The organism is Pseudomonas sp. FSO-7 (genome assembly GCF_059579345.1).
Genome location: NZ_CM184193.1, coordinates 2,676,075 through 2,695,744, shown reverse-complemented (window position 1 = coordinate 2,695,744; position 19,670 = coordinate 2,676,075). Strand labels below are relative to the sequence as shown.

Here is a 19,670-nt window from a genome sequence, read left to right as displayed (position 1 = left end):
TTTTTTGAACGCCCGTTAAAACGCTGTGCCTACCTAGCATCAGCGCGGTTATCCACAGACATACTCACGGATTTCTTGGATAACTAGATGGAAGCGTGAAGCGCTCCTGGCGGAGTGAACCTACGGATTCGATGCGCCCGTATTCTGGACACTGGCCGATTAAACCGTACGCCATCATCCATTTGCTGGCGTTGAAAAACAGCGTGAGACGGACACTCTCATTGATGAGTGTCCGCCTCCTCAGCCGGATAAAACTCGCCCTCCTTCCCCATCTTTTTCAGCCGTTCGCGCGCGATCAGCTCAACGCTGGCTACTGCGGCCTGATCGTCAGGGTCGACCAACTGCAAGCACAGGCGTCGGACATTCTGATCGTGGGTGCCCTCGCTGAGCATTTCGTGAGTGAAGACTTGTTCGCCACGCCATAGGCATAGCTGGGTATGAGTCCCGCCGAGCCATATCTCGTTGATTGATCTAAGGTCAGTGGTAGCCAATTGATCCACGGTGATTGTCTTATCCATTGCGCTGTACCTTACCAATGAGTAGATACCGGTAGACTTACAGGCACAGCGGGTCGTTCCCAGTTCCTTGCCGCTGCCACATCGGAATGCCTTCAAATCGCCTGGGCATGCCTTGGCAATGCGATGGAAATCAGGGCAGCCAGCAATACGAACACGCTCGAGATCCACAAGCACGCCTCCAGACCGTACAGCTGATAAACCCAGCCGGAGAGCACGGTGCCAATCAGTCGTCCCATGGCGTTGGACATGTAGTAGAAACCCACGTCCAGGGATACGCCGTCTTCGTTGGCATAGGACACGATCAGGTAGCTGTGCAGGGACGAATTCACTGCGAACAACGCGCCAAAGACCATGAGACCGCCTAGCAGTACCGTCTGTGGTGACCACCCGCTGTCGAGCCCAAGCGCAATCAAGGCTGGCAGGCCCGCCAGCGCAAGTGCCCACACAAAAGCTGCACGACCATCCGGTACATGCCCACTTTTCTTGCCGGTGATGTTGGGTGCGAAGGACTGCACAATACCGTAGCCAATCACCCAGGCCGCCAGGAAGCCGCCAACCCTCCAGAAATCCCAGCCGAACACGCTGCTCAAGTACACCGGCAAGGCCACCACGAACCAGACATCCCGGGCGCCGAACAGGAACATTCGCGCCGCCGAAAGGATGTTGACTGCCCGGCTTTTGGACAAGATATCGCGGAACTTGGGTTTGGCTTTTGCCTTGCCCAGGTCCTTCTTCAACAAAATCACGCTGCTGATCCAGATCAGCGCCAGGACGCACGCCATGGCCAGCAAGGCGCCTTTGAAGCCGATCAGGGCCAGCAAGGCTCCGCCAAGAAAGAAGCCGACGCCCTTGAGTGCGTTCTTCGAGCCGGTGAGGATCGCCACCCATTGATAGAGCTTGCCTTGCTGCCCATCGGGGACCAGCAACTTGATCGAGCTTTTGGCACTCATCTTGTTCAGGTCTTTGGCAATCCCAGAGAGCGCCTGGGCACCCATTACCCAGGGGATGGTCAGCCAGGCAACCGGAACCGTGAGCATCAGCAGTGCTGCGACCTGGATGCCCAGCCCGATGTTCATGGTCCGGTTAAGACCCAGTCGAGCGCCGAGATAACCACCCACCAGGTTGGTGATCACGCCAAAGATCTCGTAGAACAGAAACAACGCGGCGATTTGCAGTGGGCTGTAGCCCAACGCATGAAAGTGCAGCACCACCAACATGCGCAGGGCGCCGTCGGTGAGGGTGAAGGCCCAGTAGTTGCCCGTCACGAGCAGGTACTGCCGAACTTCCGGTGCGAGGGCTGACAAGGCTTTCATGACCGCTCCTCAGACTGCCAGACCGACCAGCCTGGCCAATTCGACGGCGCGGTTGGCATAACCCCATTCGTTGTCGTACCAGGCATAGAGTTTGACCTGGGTGCCATTGATGACCATGGTCGACAGCGCATCTATGATCGATGAGCGCGGGTCGGTACGGTAATCGATGGACACCAACGGACGCTCCTCAAAACCGAGGATATCTTTGAGTTCGTTCTCGGAAGCGTCCTTGAGGAACTGATTCACTTCTTCGACAGTGGTGGCCCGCTCGACTTCGAAGACACAGTCGGTCAGCGAAGCGTTGGCCAGCGGCACGCGCACGGCATGACCATTCAGGCGCCCACGCAGCTCCGGGAAGATTTCGGCGATGGCGGTGGCCGAGCCCGTGCTGGTCGGAATCAGGCTCATGCCCGAAGCACGTGCACGACGCAGATCCTTGTGCGGCTGATCGAGGATGCTCTGGGTGTTGGTCAGGTCATGGATGGTGGTGATCGAGCCGTGGCGAATGCCCAGCTTTTCGTGGATGACTTTCACGACGGGGGCCAAACAGTTGGTGGTGCATGAAGCCGCGGTGACGATGCGGTGCTGCACAGGATCGAACAGGTGCTGGTTGACGCCCATGACAACGTTCAACGCGCCCGGCTCTTTCACCGGAGCGCAGACCACTACACGCTTGACGCCCTGATCCAGGTAGGCCTGCAACACCCCCACGGTTTTCATCTTGCCGCTGGCTTCGATCACCAGATCGCAGCCCGACCAATCTGTCTCGGCGATCGCCTTGTTGGCCGTTACTTTGATCCGTTTACCGTCGATGACGACGTTGTCGCCGTCGGCGCTGGCTTCGTTGTTCCAACGGCCATGCACCGAGTCGAAGTTGATCAAGTGCGCATGGGTCACCGCGTCGCCCGCCGGGTCGTTGATCTGCACGAATTCGAACTCAGGCCAATTCCAGGCTGCCCGCAGAGCAAGGCGACCGATCCGGCCAAAACCATTGATGCCAATTTTAATAGTCATGTTGTTGTGCTCTGTCTCTGTTGTCAGTGGGCTTTCGACTGGGTGTCAAATCGACCGCTGGTTCACACGCTTCATCAGTTCTTCTGCCGACTCCTTGCGCTCGGAGTAACGGTCCACCAGATAGTCCTGACGATCGCGAAGCAATAGCGTGAACTTCACCAACTCTTCCATCACATCCACGACACGGTCGTAGAACGCAGAAGGTTTCATCCGACCGTTATCGTCGAATTCCATATAGGCCTTCGGCACGGACGATTGGTTGGGGATGGTGAGCATACGCATCCAACGTCCCAGCACTCGCAACTGATTGACCACGTTGAACGACTGCGAGCCGCCGCACACTTGCATCACCGCAAGGGTCTTGCCCTGAGTCGGTCGCACCGCGCCCATGGCCAGTGGCACCCAGTCGATCTGCGCCTTGAACACAGCGCTGATGTTTCCGTGACGCTCCGGAGAGCACCAGACCTGCCCCTCGGACCACAACACCCAGTCACGCAGCTCCTTCACCCGTGGATGGTCGTCGGGTGCGTCATCCGGCAGTGGCAAACCTGACGGATTGAAAATCCGCGTCTCGGCGCCGAAATGCTCCAGCAGCCGAGCGGCCTCCTCCACCAACAAACGACTGAAGGAGCGCTCACGAGTGGACCCGTACAGCAGCAAAATGCGTGGTTTGTGGTTGGAGATTTTTTCGATGCCGAGCTTGTCTGTCGACGGTAGATCGATCAGTTCAGTATTGAGTTGGGGGATGTGGTCATCGTACATAGTCATTGTCCTGCGCAGCAGCGCTCTTGGAGCCTTCGAACCAGCGGCGTTTCATTGCCCCTGTGGTTACAGCGTGCCAATGAGAGCCAGCTCTGCCTTGAGCTGCTCGGCACTCAGTTGAGAAAGCGGTAGAGCCAGGAAGGCTTGGATGCGGGTTCTGATCTGCTCCAGGGTGACTTCAAACGCCGCCTCTATCTCTTCTTGAGTTCCGTGGTATTGCGAAGGATCAGCCAACCCCCAATGGGCCTTGGTGGCCGGCCCGAAAAATACAGGACATGCCTCCCCGGCAGCCTTGTCGCACACCGTGATGACGAAATCAGGTGCCAAGCTCATATGAGCATCACTGGACTTGCTGAACAGCCCGAGCGTCGAGATACCAGCCTTTTCCAACGTTTTGAGACTCAGCGGATGCACTTCGCCTTTGGGTTGACTGCCTGCGCTGTAGGCTTTCATGCCGTCAGCTGCCAAGTGGTTGAAGACTGCTTCACACAGGATGCTGCGGCAGCTGTTGGCAGTGCAGAGAAAAAGGATTTTCATCGGGCGGTCTCGTAGTCGAGGACGGAATCAAGCGACCTTGTTTTCACAGCACACGGCTGCACGTTCAGGACGGTCACCCATTTCATCAAGGCGTGTGGCATCAGGGCTTAACCAGTGCTTGTTGCTTTCGAACGTAGTGGTCAGCACTTGATGAACCCAATCGGGGAGATTGGGGTGCAGTCGGTAATAAACCCATTGGCCTTGTCGACGATCCGAAAGCAGACCGCATGTGCGCAACTGCGCCAGGTGCCTGGAGATTTTTGGCTGACTCTCGTTCAACGCGCAGGTCAGTTCGCAAACACAAAGCTCTCCTTCCCGAGTGATGAGCAACATGGTGCGGACACGGGTTTCATCAGCCAGGCATTTAAAAACAGTGGTGGGTGTCAGATGGTCAGCCATATCGATTCTCAGCGTTTGGTTCCACCAAGACGAACATCTTGATGCGCTCATGAATTTCATGAAGCGTGTGGCGAAATGCGTCGGGCTTGGACTGTGAGCGGGCAGCGTTGACGGTACAAACGAACAGAACGCGGGTTTTGCTGGTCATCGTGAAGATCTCGATCACATACGGCTTACCGAATATATGTTTTTATACATATCAGGTAAAGTCCAGCGCCAGAGAAAACTCTAAAAAACCAGTCCTTAACGACAACGCCCCTCTGAATCCCGCTATTTACGGGGACAAACAGAATACTCCTCAGCAAAGCCCAGCTTATACATCCGGACAATCGTATATATGAATTTTGCAATAAGCCTGTAGCCAGTTATCCGGATCCAGCCCTGAAACATTACGGGCAGTGCCAAGCAGGGAAAAATCGAAACCAGACCATCCGAGGGCTTCCTCATCGACTAAGCGCTACCACAAACTCAAGAAATGCCCGCACCTTGGCCGGCGGCAAATGCCGTGAGGGGTACAACGCGTAGAGAGGAAAATACTCATCGGGCCAATCCGGAAAGAGTTCGATGAGCCGTCCCTCGCGCAGCGCCGTCTCTACACCTAACTCCAACACCTGGGCAACGGCCTGCCCGTCCTCGCAGATTCGGTGCATCGTGCCGACGTCATTGACCATTAGCCTTCCGTGCGTTTTGACATTCAAACGCTCATGACCTCGATGGAACTCCCAGATGAACGGCTTGCCGGTTTGAGGATTTCGAAAATCGACACACACATGGTCCGAGCTCTCAAGCTCGGACGGATGGAGTGGTCGACCGTGTTTTTTCAGATAAGCCGGAGAAGCAACAGTGAGCACTCGTGTTTGCAGCAACTGCCTGCCAATTAATGAGGAAGAAGGTTGCTCGCCAAAGCGCACAGCGAGGTCAATCCCGTCTGCCACCAGGTCCCCCAGCTGTTCTCGGGTCACGAGATCCAGCTCAATCGCGGGATAGGTAGCCATGAAGCTTCCAAGGGCAGGGGCCAAGATCAGCCTGGAGAAATACGGGTCAACATTAACGCGAAGCCTTCCCCGTACTGCGGTTGCACTGCCAGAGGCCATCGTTGCCGCTTCCTCCAATCCGGCGAGCAGCGGCGCTATTTCTTCATACAGTCGGCGCCCTTCATCTGTGAGCTTTACCGATCGAGTCGTGCGGTCAAACAAACGGATCCCCAACCTCGCTTCGAGACGCGCGACAGCCCTACTCACTCCGGACTGGGTCATGTCCAGCGCATCAGCAGCTTTAACGAAGCTCCCGCTATCCACTACGGCAGAGAGCACCCCCATACCGCTGACCAAACGCCCGTCGAAGCCCATTAATGATTTTCCGTCATTAAATTAATGATATTCATGATATCGCAGAAGGATCAAAAGCAACGCAATAATTCACCCATAGCGGCAACGGGTCGCTCTGTAAGAGGAACTCATATGTATACGGTAATGGGTGTTACAGGCCAGGTAGGTGCGGAAGTTGCTCGCAACCTGCTGGCTGCCAATAAGCACGTCAGAGTCGTGGTACGTGACGCTGAAAAAGGCAAGGCATGGGCCGCCAAAGGATGTGAGGTTGCGGTCGCAGACGCTAACGATGTGAGTGCGTTGGCCGCTGCGTTCAGTGCCAGCACCGGCGTATTCATTCTGCTGCCTCCCAACTTCGATCCTTGCGAAGGTTTTCCAGAAACACGCCACATCATCGAGAACCTGCGCGCCGCGCTGGAAACAGCGAAACCTGAGAAGGTGGTGTGTATTTCCACGATTGGCGCCCAAGCACGTCAGCCGAACTTGCTGAACCAGCTTCAAATCCTTGAACAGAGTTTTGCCACGCTGGACCTGCCGATCACGTTCCTGCGTCCAGCCTGGTTCATGGAAAACAGTCTTTGGGACATTGAGCCCGCCAAGCGCGACGGCGTTATCCCAAGCTTCCTTCAGCCATTGGATAAACCCGTTCCTATGATCGCGACTGCTGACGTCGGCCGAGTAAGCGCCGAGTTGCTGCAGGAAAACTGGTACGGCAAGCGAATCGTCGAGCTGGAATCCGAGCAACAGGTTACGCCCAATGATATCGCGGCGACGTTATCGGAGCTGCTGGACAAGCCGGTGAAAATGGCTGTGGTGCCCAGCGATACCTGGGAAGCACTCTTGCGCTCTCAAGGCATGAATAACCCTCATCCGCGCATTCAGATGCTCCATGGTTTCAATGAAGGCTGGATTCGCTTTGAAGGCATCCCGCGCAAGGGGCGCGTTGCATTGAAAGAAGTTCTGTCGGCGCTTCTTTCCCGCTGACAGCCTTCGAAGGCAACGCGATGTTGATCTCGTATCCGTGCCCTCCTGGGAAACGATCATGGTCAATGGTTTCCAACCTATAGCCTGATCGTAACGGAGCGCCGATGGAGACATTGGCCTTTTTCTGAATCTTGGAGCGAAAAACGAGACTCGTATCTGGCGTCCGACCCATTGAAATATAGAGGTTTCTTTTCTTGCCGGCGCAGGAAAAGACTCAACTCAGGTTCAGAAACTCACGGTCTGCGGGAGCTTTTCGCCCCCGCCCGTAAAATATCCCCCCAGCGACGCACCAGATAGTTGTGCTCATCCATCACCGAGTTCCACACAGCGATGTGCCCCATGCGCTGCTCATAGGAACCACCATCGCGCACATCGCCGATGTCAATCAGCGGCAAACCATCACTGCCCAGCAACTCCTCCCGCGCAGGTTGGCCGGCGTACCAGTAATCCCACTCGGCACTGCTCAGATGGTCGCGGCTGCGCGCCGGGTTGCCGATGTAGTAACCCTGGCGCGCCATCACCGCGCCGGGCCAGCCGGACAACCACCAATTGAGGTAGGCGTAGGCCGCATCCAGCACCGGGCCCTGGGCGTGGCGAGACAATGACAAACCGCCGAACCAGGCGCGGTAGCCCTCGCGAGGCACCGCCAGACGGTATTTCACCCCGGCGCGATGCAGGCGCATCAAGGTCGGCGACCACAGGCTCTGGATATCGATGCTTGGGCTGAGCATCAATTGCGCCGCCTCCTCGTCATCGGACCAGAACGCCGCAAAGTGACCCTCCTTCTGTTTGCGCACCAGAATGTCGGCCAGCACATCGATCTCTTCGATGCTCATATTGCCGATGTCCTTGAAGCGCGCAAGTCCCGCGCCCTGCACCGCCAGCGCGGCATCCAGGGCACCGATGGCCGCATCGCTTTGCAGCGCAGTGCGCGCGCGCCACGCAGGGTCGAGCAACCATCCCCAACTCTCGTTGTCGTGGCGAAACCCCTCGGGCAAGCGCTCGGGGCGGTAGGCGAAACTGTCGGCGTTATGGGTCAAGGGCAGCATGCTGATTCGCTCAGTAACAGTGCTGCCGAGACTGCCATCGTGCTGCACGAATAAGCGCTCGCTAGGCACGCTGCCGCTGCCCAACCGATCGTTGGCGGACAGGCGGCCGCGCTTGGGCAGGTCGTTGATTTCATGCCACAACGCAATGCGTCGCGTATCGATGGGCTGGATCGCCCGGGCCGGCCATACGAAGTCGACGTTATGGAACCATTGATCGTACAAGTCATAGCTGTCGGGCTGCATCACCGCGATGCGCTGGGCCTGCTCGACATCGTGCACCTGGTACACCAGGTGAATGCCCAATTCCTGTTCGGCACGAACACGCAGGCATTCGAGCAAGGTCACTGAGGTGCCGAGGACGCGCAGTGTGATCATGCGGCGAACCGCTGGGAGAACACGTCAAAGGAGCGGCGCAGCAGCGCGGGGTCGAGACCACGCAGGATAAACACCAGACGCGACTGTCGATCAGTGCCCGGCCAGGCAGGCAAGTGTACCGGGGCATGCAGGCAATGCTGCACACCATGGATGACGATGGGGGCGTTACTGGTGTTCACGTTGAGCAGTCCTTTGACACGTAGAATTCGTTCGCCGTGGCATCTTAACAGCATCGACAACCAAACCCCGAAGCCGACCCAATCCAACGGCTGGTCGAAGGTCAGGCTGCACACTTGCGCGGTGCCGTGGGTGGCGCTGGTACTGCGATGCAGTTGCCAGCGACGGACTTCCACTGTCGGTTCGGCGCTGCGCAAACCTTCACCCAGCAACAGCTGATCGCCGCTGTGGACGTCGCAGGTGTTGAGGATCGGTGTACCGGCATTGAGCGCTTGCAGGTGCGCGCGCAGTGGGGCGCAGTCCTCCACCAGGTCGGTCTTGCTCAACAGCAAGCGGTCCGCGGCGGCGACCTGGGCCAGCCATTCCGGGTGCAGGCGTTCTTGCACAGTGGCGTGGCTGGCATCCACCAGGGTAATCACCAGGCCGATATGGAAACGCCCGCGCAGTTGCGCGTCGTTGTTCAGAGTGGCGAGGATCGGCGCCGGGTCGGCCAGGCCGGTGGTCTCCAGGATCACCCGTTTGAACGCCGGGATTTCGCCACGCTCACGGCGTTGCAGCAGACCGAGCAATGCGTCTTTCAGTTCGCCTCGAATCGAGCAACAGACGCAGCCACTGGGCAGCAGCACGGTATCCGGAGCGACTTCTTCCATCAGCAAATGGTCGATACCGACGTCGCCGAATTCGTTGATCAGCAAAGCCGTATCGCCGAGGCTTTCGCCTTGCAGCAAGCGCTTGAGCAAGGTGGTTTTGCCGCTGCCGAGAAAGCCGGTGATGACATTGAGAGCGATGCTCATACGGCTGACTCCAAATGATCCAACAGATGCGGGTCCAGGGGATCCAACGGGCGACCGAGCATGGTTTCGGCCGCTCGCCAGAGTGGATCCAGGCCACTCACCAGCGCTTGCTTGCCGGTCGCGCCGAGCAGCAGATAAGAGGCGCCCTGAAAGTCTTCGACCTTGAGCCGGAACACCGCCAGTACCTGATTGATCGCGGCGATGCGACGCAGACGTTCGCGGCGCCTGGGCAGTTCATCGCCCAGAGGGTCGCTCCAGTGCAGGTCTTCGCCGAGCAAACCGCAGAGTCCGCACATGGCTACACCTCACTCATGGCATGACATCGCCGGAGTTCGGGCCGAGGGTCTGGCCAACGAACAGGTTGCCACCCGGCTCGCTGGCCAGCAGCACAGCGGTGGGCGCCACCTCGTCCGCCAGGCCGAACCGGCCGAGGGGCAATTCGGCGGCCTTGGCGCGTTTCCAGTCGGCACTGATCCCGACGACCAATGGCGTTTCAATCGGCCCCGGAGCGATCGCATTGACCAGTACGTTGTCCTTGGCGACTTCCAGCGCCAAGGACTTGGTGAAGCCGATGACCCCGGCCTTGGCCGCGGCGTAATGGGTGAGTTCAGCGCCGCCCTTGATACCCAGTTGCGAGGCCACGTTGATGATCCGCCCCCAACGCTGAGCGAGCATATGCGGCAAGGCGCGCTGGCTGGCGACGAACACGCTGGTGAGGTCAACGCGCAGCATGTCGTTCCACATCTCGATCGTGAGGTCGACGCAGCGCGCCTGGGTGAGCATGCCAGCGTTATTGACCAAAATGTCGATGCCGCCGAAGTGCTCGACGCAACGGTCGACACTGGCCTGGGCGCCTTCGACGGTGCCTACATCGGCGAGGCACTCCACCACGTCAGCGCCGAGGTTGCGGCAGGTGATCGCGGTTTCGGCGAGGCTGACGGCGTTGCGGTCGGCCAGCACCAGGCGCGCGCCTTCAGCCGCATAGGCACGAGCGATGGCGGCACCGATACCGCTGCCAGCGCCGGTGATCACGGCGCGACGGTTGGTAAGTTGAGGCATGTAGAATCTCCTGAAGCAAACACAGGTCCCATGTGGGAGCGGGCTTGCTCGCGAATGCGGTGTTTCAGATAAATCAGTTGTGACTGACAGACCACATTCGCGAGCACGCCCGCTCCCACATTTGAATTGAGTACAGTCAGTCGGGCCAGCGCACGGTCAGGCCACCGTCGATGACGATGCTCTGCCCGGTCAGGTAACTCGACGCATCACTGGTCAAGAACTGCACCAACGAAGCCACTTCATCCGCGCGCCCTACCCGCCCCAACGGAATCGCCTTCGCAGCTTTCGCCAAGCCCTCCGGCCCAAGGGAGTTCTTCGCATCCAATGACTGCGGCGTCTCGATCAACCCTGGGATCACCGCATTGCAACGAATGCCCTTCGCTGCCAACTCCACCGCCAGTGAACGACACAACCCCGGCACGCCGGCCTTGGCCGCTGCGTAATGGCTGTGCTCTTGCCAGCCATACACGCCGCCGGCAATCGACGAAATCGCCACCAATGCACCGCCCTCGCCCATATGCCGAGTCGCCGCGCGAAAGGTGCGCATCACACCCGTCAGGTCGACGTTGAGCATCTCGTCCCACAACGCATCGGTCATTTCCAGCAACGGCGCACGGCGCAGCAAACCGGCGTTCGCCACGGCGTAATCCAGGCGACCGAAGCGCTGCACGGCGTGTTCGGCCAGTGCATCCACCGAGGCGGTATCGCCCACGTCCAGCGGTAGCATCAGGCACTCGCCACCGGCTTCTTCCACCAAGGCCGCTGTAATCTGCGGGTCATGGGGATCGGCCGGGTAATACCCACCGACCACCGCCACGCCATTGCGCGCATAGGCCACGGCGAGGGCTTGGCCAATGCCGCTGGCGGCACCGGTAATCAAGGCAACTTTACGGCTCATCTAGAACTCCTTACTGAACGGTTTCCGGGCGCACGTGGCGTGCGGCGAACATCAGGGCACCGGACAAGAAGCACGGCACGGCTCCGAACCACAGTGCGGCGGTCTGCCAGTCACTGCCGGCGGACAACACCTGGGTGGCGCCGAACCCTGCGACCACCGCGCCAATCGGGCCCATGGCATGGATGATCGCGCCACCGGTGGCGCGAATGCTGGTGGGGAAACTTTCACTGATAAAAAACAGCGCCGCCGAGTACGGCCCGATCAGGAAGAACAGGCCCAGGCTGTACAGCCCGACCACCATCGCCATGTTGCTCGGGCCGAACAGCATCCCGGCAAACGACAGGCCGCCGAGCATCCAACCCAAGCCAATCACGTTGCGACGGCCGATCTTGTCGCCCATCCAGCCGTGGCTGAGGTAGCCGCAGTAACCCACCAGGTTCGACAACACGAGGATGATCAGCGAGTTCTCGAACGAGATGTGGTGCACGCTGACGATCACTGAAGTGCCGAGCACGCTAAACACTTGGATGGCCGCCCAATTGAGCAGCAGCGCGGCGCCAATCACCAACGTGGCGCGACGGGCCGGGCCACGGAACGCGGCTTTGAGGCCAGCCTTGCTGTGTTCGTCATAGTCCACGCCGTAGGTCACGGCGACGTTTCGCGCTTCGGTCACGGCGCCGTTTTTACGCAACTGACTGATGCGTTCGTGGATCTGGAACTGCGGGCTCTCCTTGAGCTTGCGCGCCATGATCGCAATCACGATGGCCGGGATTGCGGCGAAGATGAAGCAACCCTGCCAGCCGATGATCGGCAGCAACAGCGCGGTCAAACCCGCCGCGATCAACGCACCGACCGGCCAGCCGCCCTGCACCAGGCTGTAGATAAAGCCGCGACGTTTGGTCAGCCGCGGGTCTTCAGAGGCGCCATACAACTCGGTCAAATAAGTGGCATTGACGGTTTCTTCGGCATAGCCCAGGCCGCCCAACGAACGGATCAGAATCAGCGGTGACTTGCCCCACGCCCCGCCAATTGCGGTCAGTGCCGAGCACAGTGCGGACCCGGCCACGGTAAAAATAATTCCTTTGCGCCGTCCCAGCTTGTCGACGATCGGCCCGATGGCCAACGCAACGACGGCGGTGCCCACCGCCACCCAGGTCGCGATTTCAGCTTGCTCTACTTCCCCCCAACCAAAGTGCCGGCCGATCTCCGGCAGCAAGGTGCCGAAGAGGATAAAGTCATACACCGCAAACACCCAGGCGAAGAAGGCGATCCAGGTGGCGAAGCGTACTTCCTGGGACGTCAATTGCCGGGGTTTCCAGCCAGTCAGGTCAAGCTTGTTGTAGATAGACATGAATCGCGCCTCGAAGGATGGATGGGTGTCAGGTACGCGGTTGCCGGCGGATAAAGTCGTCGGCGATTTCGTCGAAAGTGACGAAGCGCACGCCGGCATGGCTCTGGATGTGTTCGATCAGACGCTCAAGCATCAGCAGCACTTGCGGGCGGCCGGATACATCGGGGTGGATGGTCATGGTGAACACCGCGTATTCGTGTTCGCGGTAGACCCAGTCGAATTGGTCGCGCCACATTTCCTCGAGGTGGCGCGGGTTGACGAAGCCGTGACTGTTGGGCGCCTTTTTGATGAACATCATCGGCGGCAAATCGTCGAGGTACCAGTTGGCCGGGATCTCCACCAGATCGGTTTCTTCACCGCGCACCAGGGGTTTCATCCAGGTGTCGGGGTGTTGGCTGTAGTCGATCTTGGTCCAGCTGTCGCCCTTGCGCACGTAGTAGGGGTGGAAGTCGTTGTGCATCAGGCTGTGGTCATACTTGATGCCTTTTTTCAGCAGCAGCTCGTTGGTGACCTTGCTGAATTCCCACCACGGCGCGACGTAGCCGGTGGGACGTTTGCCGGTGACCTGGGTGATCAGCTCGATGGATTTATCGAGGACAATTTCTTCCTGCTCGGCGGTCATGGCGATGGGGTTTTCATGGCTGTAGCCGTGCACGCCGATTTCATGGCCGGCGTCGGCCACCGCCTTCATCTGCGTGGGAAAGGTTTCCATCGAGTGGCCGGGGATAAACCAGGTGGTACGCAAGCCGTAACGCTCGAACAGCTTGAGCAAGCGCGGAGCGCCAATTTCACCAGCGAACAGGCCACGGGAAATATCGTCAGGCGAATCCTCCCCACCATATGAGCCCAGCCAGCCTGCCACGGCGTCTACGTCGACGCCGAAAGCGCACAGAATTTCTTTAGCCATCATTGTTCTCCTGGGGATTTATCAATCAGTCGTGGGATTTTTCAGGACTGGCGCAACGCGGCTTCCACTGCCAGCGCCGCGCGCAACAATCGAAAGTCTTCGCCCGCAGGCGCGCTAATCAACATGCCGGTGGGCAAACCGAGCGGATCGCAGCCGCTCGGCAGCGACACGCCCGGCAGATCCAGCAAGCTCCCGGGCATGGTCAGGCGCAACGTCGCGAGATTGGTGTGCACGAACAGTTCGTCATCGGCTTCCAATGGCGCCAGGGGTGGCGCGACATGGGATACGCTTGGCGTAATCAAAAACGCCCCATCCAGCTCATCGGCAATTTGTTGCTGCAGCCGGTTACGCGCGCTGTAGAGGTTGACCAACTGGCTGGCGGGGAATGCACGTGCGGCTTCCAGACGGCGTCGCACGCGGGGGTCGAGTCGGGCAGCAGCATCGCTGTCGAGCAACGGCTGATGCAGAGCGAAAGCCTCAGGGGCGCCAAGCCAGCCTTGTTGTTCGATGAGATGAAGCGTCGCTTGGAAGGCTGGCGAAGGCCGCAGGTCAATCTGCGCACCGTGACCTTTCAACACGCTCAAGCAGTTCAGCAGGTTGTCACGCACCGCAGGTTCTACGCGTGGATCATCAAGGACCGACGGGTCGACCCAAAAACGCTGCCCTGCCAGACCGCGGGGAATGCGTGAGGTCGACTGGGTGCGCCCGCACAGGATGTCGTCGATCGCCAAGGCATCGCGCACACTACGTGTCAAAGGCCCCACGCTGTCGAGGGTATGCGCGAGCGGGAAGACGCCTTCGCGGCTATAGCGTCTGCAACTGCTGCGAAATCCCACCACCCCATTGAAGGCCGCTGGAATTCGGATAGACCCAGCGGTATCCGTGCCCATCGCAATCGGCACGATTCCCGCCGCGACCGCGACCGCTGAACCTGAAGACGAGCCACCCGGAATGCGTGGCTGGTCGAGTCCAACAGGATTGTGCGGCGTTCCAAAATGGGGATTGAGTCCAAGGCCCGAGTAAGCAAACTCGCTCAGGTTCGTTTTCCCGACACTGACCATTCCGGCTCGCGCCAGTAGACCTACGACATTGGCGTCGAGCAGCGCTGGCGACATGTCGCGGCGCACGGCTGCGCCTGCGGTAGTTGGGCTGCCTGCGACGTCGAACATGTCTTTCCAAGCAATGGGAACGCCGTCCAGTGCGCTTGCCGGCTGTCCAGCCTTCCAGCGTGCGGCTGCTGAGTGGGCTTCGCGAAAGGCACGCGCCGAACAAAGAGAGATGAACACGTCATCGACTTCCATCACCCTGGCCAGCATTTCTTCCAATGCCTTGACCGGGTCGCTGCTACCCGAGGCGAATGCATCCGCCATGGCCAACGCATCGGCTTCAAGCAGTAATTGAGGACTGGCGTAGGACATCTGATCCACCAAAAACGTATTCATTATTAAAATGTACGTTTTACAGAGCAGATAGCGTGCCAAACTGATGCTGAAGGAATGCCAGGACGGCAACCTGAACAAGTAACCAGCGTCTAACCTACGGACTAGACACCTTTCCAAGCGGGTGGATACTCCCCTTTCGCAGAGCCTTCCATGCAGGAGCCGCCAGCAATACAAATAATGTATTAATTAGAAAATATCCGTTTTGGTGCAGAACAGTAACAACAGCGCCAGGAACGCGCACAAATGACGTGGTCCACGGTGACAACCGACTTGTGCGAGAATCCTCCCCCGCCTTTCGAGAAGCGTATGAGATCGATGACCGCCGAGGATTACCGCACTGCATCCCGCTACGCCATGATCCGCCAGGTCCTGCGTGACGCCATCGTTGATGGGGAGATGCCCCAAGGGCTCGTCCTGCTCGAAGCCCCTCTGGCCGACCTGTTCGGAACCAGCCGCGTACCGGTGCGCAAAGCGTTGGACCTGTTGCATAAGGAAGGCTTGATCAGTCGATTCGATGGCCGCGGTTATCTGGTCAACCTAAAAGGGGTGGAAGTGGAGCCCCTACGGTTGGCCGTTACCCACAAGCAACTCGGCCTTGATAGCAGCGAGGAACTGGTCGATACCCGGCCGTTGGGCGAGCGGATGTTCGACGAGATTGGCTCGGCCTTATCGACCTGTATTGCTTTCGGGCACTATCGACTCGACGAGCAAAGGGCCGCCGAGCATTACGGCGTCAGTCGGGCGGTAATACGCGAGGCATTGATGCGCCTGCGTGACCGCGGCCTGGTGGAAAAGGAACCCTATTCCCAATGGCTGGCCGGCCCGCTTACCGCCAGGGAGATTACCGAAGACTATGAGCTGCGCGCGTGTCTTGAACCTGAGGCGTTACGCCAGAGCGCACCCGGGCTTAGCCGGGAATCCCTTGAAACGATGCTGGCTCGGGTTAAAGAAGCACAGAGCAACCCACGTTGCAGCCTGCCCTGCATCGAGCAACTTGAAGAAGACCTGCACTACCACTGCCTCGCCGGAATAAACAATCGCAAGATCGCTACGCTGATCCGGCAGGCCCAGAGCCCCAGGATCATCAGTCGGATTTTTTACAGTCAGTTGGGCCTGGGCCCCGACGAAGCCATGCTGGCGGAGCACCGTTTGATTTTAGAACTGCTATTGCATGGCGCATTCGACGCAGCAGCACTGAACCTCAAGGAACACCTCCACCGCGCCCGCCAGCGCATGTTGCAGCGGTTGAAGGTCCTGTCCGTGCTACCTGAGCAACAGGTGCCGGAGTATCTGACCAAGCTGAGCTGAAAATCGTCTACCGGTCAGTCCGTACACGTTTCAGGCTCATCATCAAGGCACTCGATGCATGCATCCAGCAACTCATGGAGCGCCGCAACGCGATGCACGCCAAGTCGCTCATTAAGTGCCAATTGCGCCTCTTTCCAGGCGTGCCGCCCTTCAGCTTGCTTTTCCAGTCCTGCTTCGGTCACTTGGACAAGGCGGCTGCGCGCGTCGCCACCTGCCCCGACCGTCAACCAGCCTTGAGCGACCAGTGGCTGCATATTCCGTGTCAACGTCGAAGCCTCCATTTGCATTCGCCTAGCCAGGTCGCTCGGACGAATGGGCCCCAGTCTGACGACGTGTGACAACAATGAGTACTGCGTGTTTTTTAATCCGGACTCGGCGATATAGCGATCGTAGTGACGCGTCACCATGCGATTGAGCTGGCGAATTTTCAGGTTGGTACAACCCTGTGGCTTGGTCATGTTTTTCATGTTATAGATTGTATCTACAAATATTGCATATACAAGTATTGAAGATGAGGAAGGAGTTCGTGATGGAGGCTGACCAGGTCGTTGCTCAGTGGGACGAAGAGGAAAAAGCGATTCGTGCCCGTTGGAATACCTCCCACACCGCAACGCAGAAACAAATCACCAGCCTGACGGGCATGGAGTTGTTCGAGGCAATTTTCGCCGGGGAACTACCACCCGCCCCAATCGGCGATACGCTCGATTTCCTGCCCATTCACATGGAACCAGGCACAGCGATCTTCCAAGGTCGGCCGCAACGAAGGCACTACAACCCGCTGGGAACCGTGCACGGCGGTTGGTTTTCCACGCTGCTCGATTCGGCGGTGGGTTGCGCCGTGCATTCGACCTTACCCGCAGGCAAGGGCTTCACTACGCTGGAGCTGAAAGTCAACATGGTCCGTGCCTTGACCGACGCGGTACCGCTGGTACGCGCCGAGGGCAAGTTGATCCATGCGGGAAGTCGGATTGCCACGGCCGAAGGCCGAATCGTTGGCCCCGACGGCAAGCTGTACGCCCACGCCACCACGACATGCTTGATCTTCGATTTCCCTGCACCTTCCCCGAAGCGTCCACATGAGCAAGCCTGACGTTGTTCTCTGCGCTCCGGTCCGAACTGAGTAACCTCGTGGTTCCGCCTCAATCAACGGAGAAAGTCATGAAATACACATCCTTTGGCAAGACCGGTCTGCGGGTTTCGCAGGTGGCGCTCGGCACGGGCAACTTTGGCACGGGTTGGGGCCATGGTGCCGATCCCGATACCAGCAAAGCGATCTTCAACGCCTATGCCGAGGCTGGGGGCAACTTCATCGATACAGCGGATGTCTATCAGTTCGGACAATCGGAGGAACAGATCGGCATCCTGCTGGAGGGGCGGCGCGAAGATTTCGTCATTGCGACGAAGTACAGCAACGGCGCGCAGCCGAATGCCAATCGGCTGGTCACCGGCAACAGTCGCAGGGCCATGGTCACCTCCGTGGAAGCGAGCCTGAAGCGACTCAAGACAGATCGGATTGACATTTACTGGGTGCATCATCCCGATGGCCTCACGCCAGCCGAAGAAATCGTCCGTGGCTTCGAGGACTTGGCACGCGCGGGCAAGATCCTCTATGCAGGCCTTTCGAACTTCGCCGCCTGGCGTCTCGCCCGCACAGTGACCCTGACCGAACTGACTCGTACCGTTCCCATCGCGGCTGCGCAGTTCGAGCACAGCCTGGTTCATCGCGAGCCCGAAGCCGACCTGTTCCCGGCATCGCACGCACTGGGCCTTGGTATCGTCACGTGGTCGCCGCTGGGCGGCGGCATGCTGACGGGCAAGTACCGCCAAGGGGAGAAAGGTCGCGCCGAAGGTTTGGGCGGCCGGGTGTTCCAGCCGGAGAATTCGGCGCAGCGTACGCACATCCTCGACACCGTCATTGCCATCGCGGGCGAGATCGGCGCCAGTGCGGGTCAGGTCGCCATTGCCTGGGCAGGCACCCACGGAGCAGTGCCGATCATCGGGCCACGCTCAATGACCCAGCTCACCGACAACCTCGGCGCGCTGTCGCTTGAGCTTTCTTCCGAGCACATCAGTCGTCTCGATACAGCAAGCACCCTGACGCCCTCAGCGCCAGCGCGGACGGTAATCCCCTGGGCCGAGAGCGCGGATCGGATCGTGGCATAGTGCGGTACTCGGCCAGAAGTGCCTATTGATAGCGCGGAAAACCAGCACGTCGGCGGTCAGAATCATTCGACACGCTGCCCACGGAGCCGTCGCCTTGAGCATCAGCCAGTACACGTCTCAGCGTATTTCGTTGACGTATTCACGCGCTGGTGCGATTTCAGCAGCGCGCCTTCCTTGTTGTGCAGGCGGAAGTACTGAAGGAAATAATGCAGGTTCTGAAGCGGTGCCCAGCCAGTCACCACCGTGTCGGTTGTGCGACTGTGCGTCAGCATCCCTTCGGACACCAGCTCGGCCAAGGCACTGTCCGCCTACACTTAAAAACAGTGCTCCCCTCCAAGACTCCCTTGCGCAGACATTGCATACCGCCAGCAACACTTACCTGCTTTAATCATTATGATAGCCCTGCCTAAGACGCCGCCCTTGTCATTAAAAACATAACGTTCAAAGGAATTGAATTGTCATGCCCACCCTGGACAACGCTTTTCACAGCCTGCATCAGAACGGACTACTGGTCTTGGCCAATGTGGCCGATGCGGGCGGTGCGCGCGTCGTCGAACGCTTGGGCGGCAAGGCCGTAGCGACCAGCAGCGCGGCCATGGCCTGGTCGCATGGTTATCAGGATGGCAACAAGTTGCCTCTCGACCTGCTGAGTACCACCGTCAAGTCGATGGTACGGGTGCTCAGCGTACCGCTCACGGTGGATATCGAAGGCGGCTACTCGGATGACCTGGACCGGGTCGGTCAAGTGGTTGACGCCGTCATCGCCGCTGGGGCGGTCGGGATCAACATCGAAGACGGCCTGGGCTCTCCGGAGCTGCTTGTCCGTAAGATCGACGTCGCGAGAAAGGTGGCGAACCAGGCGGGCGTCAAGCTGTTCATCAACGTACGGACTGACGTCTACCTGAAAAACCTGTTCCCCACCGAACAACGCCTGGAGGAACTTCTGAAGCGCAGCGCACTGTATGCCAGCGGCGGGGCGGATGGTCTGTTTGCCGCTGGCGTGGTCGATTCGGACGAAATTGCCACCATCTGCCGGGACACCAGACTGCCAGTCAACCTGTTGTCCCGGGACGGATTGCCCTCCCCCGACGAATTGAAGCGTCTGGGCGTCAGACGACTCAGTGCGGGCTCCAGCATCGCCGAATTTCTGCACGGCGCCATGGGAGCATTGGTCCGCAGTTTCTTGGACAACGGCCAACTCGACACCCACGCCTTGAAAGCCCATACATACGGCGAATTGAACGCCTTGATGGCAGCGAAAACCGAGTAACGCCTGGGTCCTCGGACGAGGC

Annotated in this window: 23 protein-coding genes; 5 read left to right on the top strand and 18 right to left on the bottom strand. The window is 59.0% G+C overall.

The window, feature by feature from the left end:
• Window positions 1–218: 218 nt before the first annotated feature.
• The 8 genes from AC515T_RS11895 to AC515T_RS11860 form a co-directional block, all read right to left on the bottom strand.
• A complete protein-coding gene (locus AC515T_RS11895; protein WP_122568290.1) occupies window positions 219–518 on the bottom strand; it encodes a hypothetical protein in 300 nt (99 codons plus the stop codon).
• Window positions 519–610: 92 nt separating this feature from the next.
• Window positions 611–1,831, bottom strand: a complete 1,221-nt coding sequence (arsJ, locus tag AC515T_RS11890; RefSeq protein WP_496532621.1) for an organoarsenical effux MFS transporter ArsJ — start codon at window positions 1,829–1,831, stop codon at window positions 611–613.
• A 9-nt stretch (window positions 1,832–1,840) separates the two neighbouring features.
• On the bottom strand, window positions 1,841–2,845 hold the full coding sequence (locus AC515T_RS11885; RefSeq protein WP_496532620.1) for an ArsJ-associated glyceraldehyde-3-phosphate dehydrogenase: 1,005 nt from the start codon (window positions 2,843–2,845) through the stop codon (window positions 1,841–1,843).
• A 45-nt stretch (window positions 2,846–2,890) separates the two neighbouring features.
• Window positions 2,891–3,607 carry an arsenical resistance protein ArsH gene (arsH, locus tag AC515T_RS11880; protein WP_496532619.1) on the bottom strand — a complete coding sequence of 239 codons (717 nt, stop codon included), beginning with the start codon at window positions 3,605–3,607 and terminating at the stop codon, window positions 2,891–2,893.
• A gap of 66 nt (window positions 3,608–3,673) precedes the next feature.
• Window positions 3,674–4,144: an arsenate reductase ArsC gene (locus tag AC515T_RS11875; RefSeq protein WP_496532618.1), complete on the bottom strand. Its 471-nt coding sequence runs from the start codon at window positions 4,142–4,144 to the stop codon at window positions 3,674–3,676.
• A gap of 27 nt (window positions 4,145–4,171) precedes the next feature.
• Entirely contained in the window at window positions 4,172–4,543 is a 372-nt protein-coding gene (locus AC515T_RS11870; RefSeq protein WP_496532617.1) for a metalloregulator ArsR/SmtB family transcription factor, read from the bottom strand.
• Window positions 4,536–4,691 (bottom strand): ArsR family transcriptional regulator, encoded by a 156-nt coding sequence (locus tag AC515T_RS11865; RefSeq protein ID WP_496533212.1) that lies wholly within the window; start codon window positions 4,689–4,691, stop codon window positions 4,536–4,538. Before AC515T_RS11865 ends, AC515T_RS11870 begins: the two co-directional genes overlap by 8 nt.
• A gap of 295 nt (window positions 4,692–4,986) precedes the next feature.
• Entirely contained in the window at window positions 4,987–5,892 is a 906-nt protein-coding gene (locus AC515T_RS11860) for a LysR family transcriptional regulator (protein ID WP_496532616.1), read from the bottom strand.
• Window positions 5,893–6,003: 111 nt separating this feature from the next.
• Here AC515T_RS11860 and AC515T_RS11855 point away from each other — a divergent pair, with 111 nt between their 5' ends.
• Window positions 6,004–6,855, top strand: coding sequence for an NmrA family NAD(P)-binding protein (locus AC515T_RS11855; protein WP_496532615.1), 852 nt, complete (start codon window positions 6,004–6,006; stop codon window positions 6,853–6,855).
• 233 nt (window positions 6,856–7,088) lie between these two features.
• Here AC515T_RS11855 and AC515T_RS11850 read toward each other — a convergent pair whose 3' ends face one another.
• The 8 genes from AC515T_RS11850 to AC515T_RS11815 form a co-directional block, all read right to left on the bottom strand.
• On the bottom strand, window positions 7,089–8,279 hold the full coding sequence (locus tag AC515T_RS11850; RefSeq protein WP_281460081.1) for an ABC transporter substrate-binding protein: 1,191 nt from the start codon (window positions 8,277–8,279) through the stop codon (window positions 7,089–7,091).
• Window positions 8,276–9,250: a CobW family GTP-binding protein gene (locus AC515T_RS11845; RefSeq protein WP_496532614.1), complete on the bottom strand. Its 975-nt coding sequence runs from the start codon at window positions 9,248–9,250 to the stop codon at window positions 8,276–8,278. The genes AC515T_RS11850 and AC515T_RS11845 overlap by 4 nt, the downstream gene beginning before the upstream one ends.
• The gene (locus AC515T_RS11840; protein WP_496532613.1) at window positions 9,247–9,546 is read right to left on the bottom strand and encodes a hypothetical protein; all 300 of its coding nucleotides are present in this window, start codon (window positions 9,544–9,546) and stop codon (window positions 9,247–9,249) included. Before AC515T_RS11840 ends, AC515T_RS11845 begins: the two co-directional genes overlap by 4 nt.
• Window positions 9,547–9,559: 13 nt before the next feature.
• Complete coding sequence (locus AC515T_RS11835; RefSeq protein WP_496532612.1) at window positions 9,560–10,309, bottom strand: SDR family NAD(P)-dependent oxidoreductase; 750 nt, start codon at window positions 10,307–10,309, stop codon at window positions 9,560–9,562.
• 136 nt (window positions 10,310–10,445) lie between these two features.
• Complete coding sequence (locus AC515T_RS11830) at window positions 10,446–11,207, bottom strand: SDR family NAD(P)-dependent oxidoreductase (RefSeq protein ID WP_496532611.1); 762 nt, start codon at window positions 11,205–11,207, stop codon at window positions 10,446–10,448.
• Between the two features lie 10 nt (window positions 11,208–11,217).
• Window positions 11,218–12,558 carry an MFS transporter gene (locus AC515T_RS11825; protein WP_496532610.1) on the bottom strand — a complete coding sequence of 447 codons (1,341 nt, stop codon included), beginning with the start codon at window positions 12,556–12,558 and terminating at the stop codon, window positions 11,218–11,220.
• A 28-nt stretch (window positions 12,559–12,586) separates the two neighbouring features.
• Window positions 12,587–13,465 carry a polysaccharide deacetylase family protein gene (locus AC515T_RS11820; RefSeq protein WP_496532609.1) on the bottom strand — a complete coding sequence of 293 codons (879 nt, stop codon included), beginning with the start codon at window positions 13,463–13,465 and terminating at the stop codon, window positions 12,587–12,589.
• A 41-nt stretch (window positions 13,466–13,506) separates the two neighbouring features.
• A complete protein-coding gene (locus tag AC515T_RS11815; RefSeq protein ID WP_496533120.1) occupies window positions 13,507–14,883 on the bottom strand; it encodes an amidase in 1,377 nt (458 codons plus the stop codon).
• A 339-nt stretch (window positions 14,884–15,222) separates the two neighbouring features.
• Here AC515T_RS11815 and AC515T_RS11810 point away from each other — a divergent pair, with 339 nt between their 5' ends.
• Window positions 15,223–16,215 (top strand): GntR family transcriptional regulator, encoded by a 993-nt coding sequence (locus AC515T_RS11810; RefSeq protein WP_496533119.1) that lies wholly within the window; start codon window positions 15,223–15,225, stop codon window positions 16,213–16,215.
• 14 nt (window positions 16,216–16,229) lie between these two features.
• On the opposite strand, the gene AC515T_RS11805 is transcribed toward AC515T_RS11810, so the two are convergent.
• The gene (locus AC515T_RS11805; protein WP_496532608.1) at window positions 16,230–16,682 is read right to left on the bottom strand and encodes a MarR family winged helix-turn-helix transcriptional regulator; all 453 of its coding nucleotides are present in this window, start codon (window positions 16,680–16,682) and stop codon (window positions 16,230–16,232) included.
• A 62-nt stretch (window positions 16,683–16,744) separates the two neighbouring features.
• Here AC515T_RS11805 and AC515T_RS11800 point away from each other — a divergent pair, with 62 nt between their 5' ends.
• Together AC515T_RS11800 and AC515T_RS11795 are read left to right on the top strand one after the other, a co-directional pair.
• Entirely contained in the window at window positions 16,745–17,305 is a 561-nt protein-coding gene (locus tag AC515T_RS11800) for a PaaI family thioesterase (protein WP_496532607.1), read from the top strand.
• A 68-nt stretch (window positions 17,306–17,373) separates the two neighbouring features.
• On the top strand, window positions 17,374–18,378 hold the full coding sequence (locus AC515T_RS11795) for an aldo/keto reductase (RefSeq protein ID WP_496532606.1): 1,005 nt from the start codon (window positions 17,374–17,376) through the stop codon (window positions 18,376–18,378).
• 101 nt (window positions 18,379–18,479) lie between these two features.
• Here the strand turns inward: AC515T_RS11795 and AC515T_RS11790 are convergent, their stop codons facing one another.
• Window positions 18,480–18,674, bottom strand: a complete 195-nt coding sequence (locus AC515T_RS11790; protein ID WP_496532605.1) for a hypothetical protein — start codon at window positions 18,672–18,674, stop codon at window positions 18,480–18,482.
• 164 nt (window positions 18,675–18,838) lie between these two features.
• On the opposite strand from AC515T_RS11790, the gene AC515T_RS11785 reads away from it, so the two are divergent.
• On the top strand, window positions 18,839–19,648 hold the full coding sequence (locus tag AC515T_RS11785) for an isocitrate lyase/PEP mutase family protein (protein ID WP_496532604.1): 810 nt from the start codon (window positions 18,839–18,841) through the stop codon (window positions 19,646–19,648).
• Window positions 19,649–19,670: the final 22 nt, after the last annotated feature.

Excerpts from the sequence above, each read along its gene's own strand:
- AC515T_RS11895 (WP_122568290.1), bottom strand. The coding sequence starts at position 518 with ATGGATAAGACAATCACCGTGGATCAATTGGCTACCACTGACCTTAGA.
- arsJ (WP_496532621.1), bottom strand. The coding sequence starts at position 1,831 with ATGAAAGCCTTGTCAGCCCTCGCACCGGAAGTTCGGCAGTACCTGCTC.
- AC515T_RS11885 (WP_496532620.1), bottom strand. The coding sequence starts at position 2,845 with ATGACTATTAAAATTGGCATCAATGGTTTTGGCCGGATCGGTCGCCTT.
- arsH (WP_496532619.1), bottom strand. The coding sequence starts at position 3,607 with ATGTACGATGACCACATCCCCCAACTCAATACTGAACTGATCGATCTA.
- AC515T_RS11875 (WP_496532618.1), bottom strand. The coding sequence starts at position 4,144 with ATGAAAATCCTTTTTCTCTGCACTGCCAACAGCTGCCGCAGCATCCTG.
- AC515T_RS11870 (WP_496532617.1), bottom strand. The coding sequence starts at position 4,543 with ATGGCTGACCATCTGACACCCACCACTGTTTTTAAATGCCTGGCTGAT.
- AC515T_RS11865 (WP_496533212.1), bottom strand. The coding sequence starts at position 4,691 with ATGACCAGCAAAACCCGCGTTCTGTTCGTTTGTACCGTCAACGCTGCC.
- AC515T_RS11860 (WP_496532616.1), bottom strand. The coding sequence starts at position 5,892 with ATGGGCTTCGACGGGCGTTTGGTCAGCGGTATGGGGGTGCTCTCTGCC.
- AC515T_RS11855 (WP_496532615.1), top strand. The coding sequence starts at position 6,004 with ATGTATACGGTAATGGGTGTTACAGGCCAGGTAGGTGCGGAAGTTGCT.
- AC515T_RS11850 (WP_281460081.1), bottom strand. The coding sequence starts at position 8,279 with ATGATCACACTGCGCGTCCTCGGCACCTCAGTGACCTTGCTCGAATGC.
- AC515T_RS11845 (WP_496532614.1), bottom strand. The coding sequence starts at position 9,250 with ATGAGCATCGCTCTCAATGTCATCACCGGCTTTCTCGGCAGCGGCAAA.
- AC515T_RS11840 (WP_496532613.1), bottom strand. The coding sequence starts at position 9,546 with ATGTGCGGACTCTGCGGTTTGCTCGGCGAAGACCTGCACTGGAGCGAC.
- AC515T_RS11835 (WP_496532612.1), bottom strand. The coding sequence starts at position 10,309 with ATGCCTCAACTTACCAACCGTCGCGCCGTGATCACCGGCGCTGGCAGC.
- AC515T_RS11830 (WP_496532611.1), bottom strand. The coding sequence starts at position 11,207 with ATGAGCCGTAAAGTTGCCTTGATTACCGGTGCCGCCAGCGGCATTGGC.
- AC515T_RS11825 (WP_496532610.1), bottom strand. The coding sequence starts at position 12,558 with ATGTCTATCTACAACAAGCTTGACCTGACTGGCTGGAAACCCCGGCAA.
- AC515T_RS11820 (WP_496532609.1), bottom strand. The coding sequence starts at position 13,465 with ATGGCTAAAGAAATTCTGTGCGCTTTCGGCGTCGACGTAGACGCCGTG.
- AC515T_RS11815 (WP_496533120.1), bottom strand. The coding sequence starts at position 14,883 with ATGTCCTACGCCAGTCCTCAATTACTGCTTGAAGCCGATGCGTTGGCC.
- AC515T_RS11810 (WP_496533119.1), top strand. The coding sequence starts at position 15,223 with ATGACCGCCGAGGATTACCGCACTGCATCCCGCTACGCCATGATCCGC.
- AC515T_RS11805 (WP_496532608.1), bottom strand. The coding sequence starts at position 16,682 with ATGAAAAACATGACCAAGCCACAGGGTTGTACCAACCTGAAAATTCGC.
- AC515T_RS11800 (WP_496532607.1), top strand. The coding sequence starts at position 16,745 with ATGGAGGCTGACCAGGTCGTTGCTCAGTGGGACGAAGAGGAAAAAGCG.
- AC515T_RS11795 (WP_496532606.1), top strand. The coding sequence starts at position 17,374 with ATGAAATACACATCCTTTGGCAAGACCGGTCTGCGGGTTTCGCAGGTG.
- AC515T_RS11785 (WP_496532604.1), top strand. The coding sequence starts at position 18,839 with ATGCCCACCCTGGACAACGCTTTTCACAGCCTGCATCAGAACGGACTA.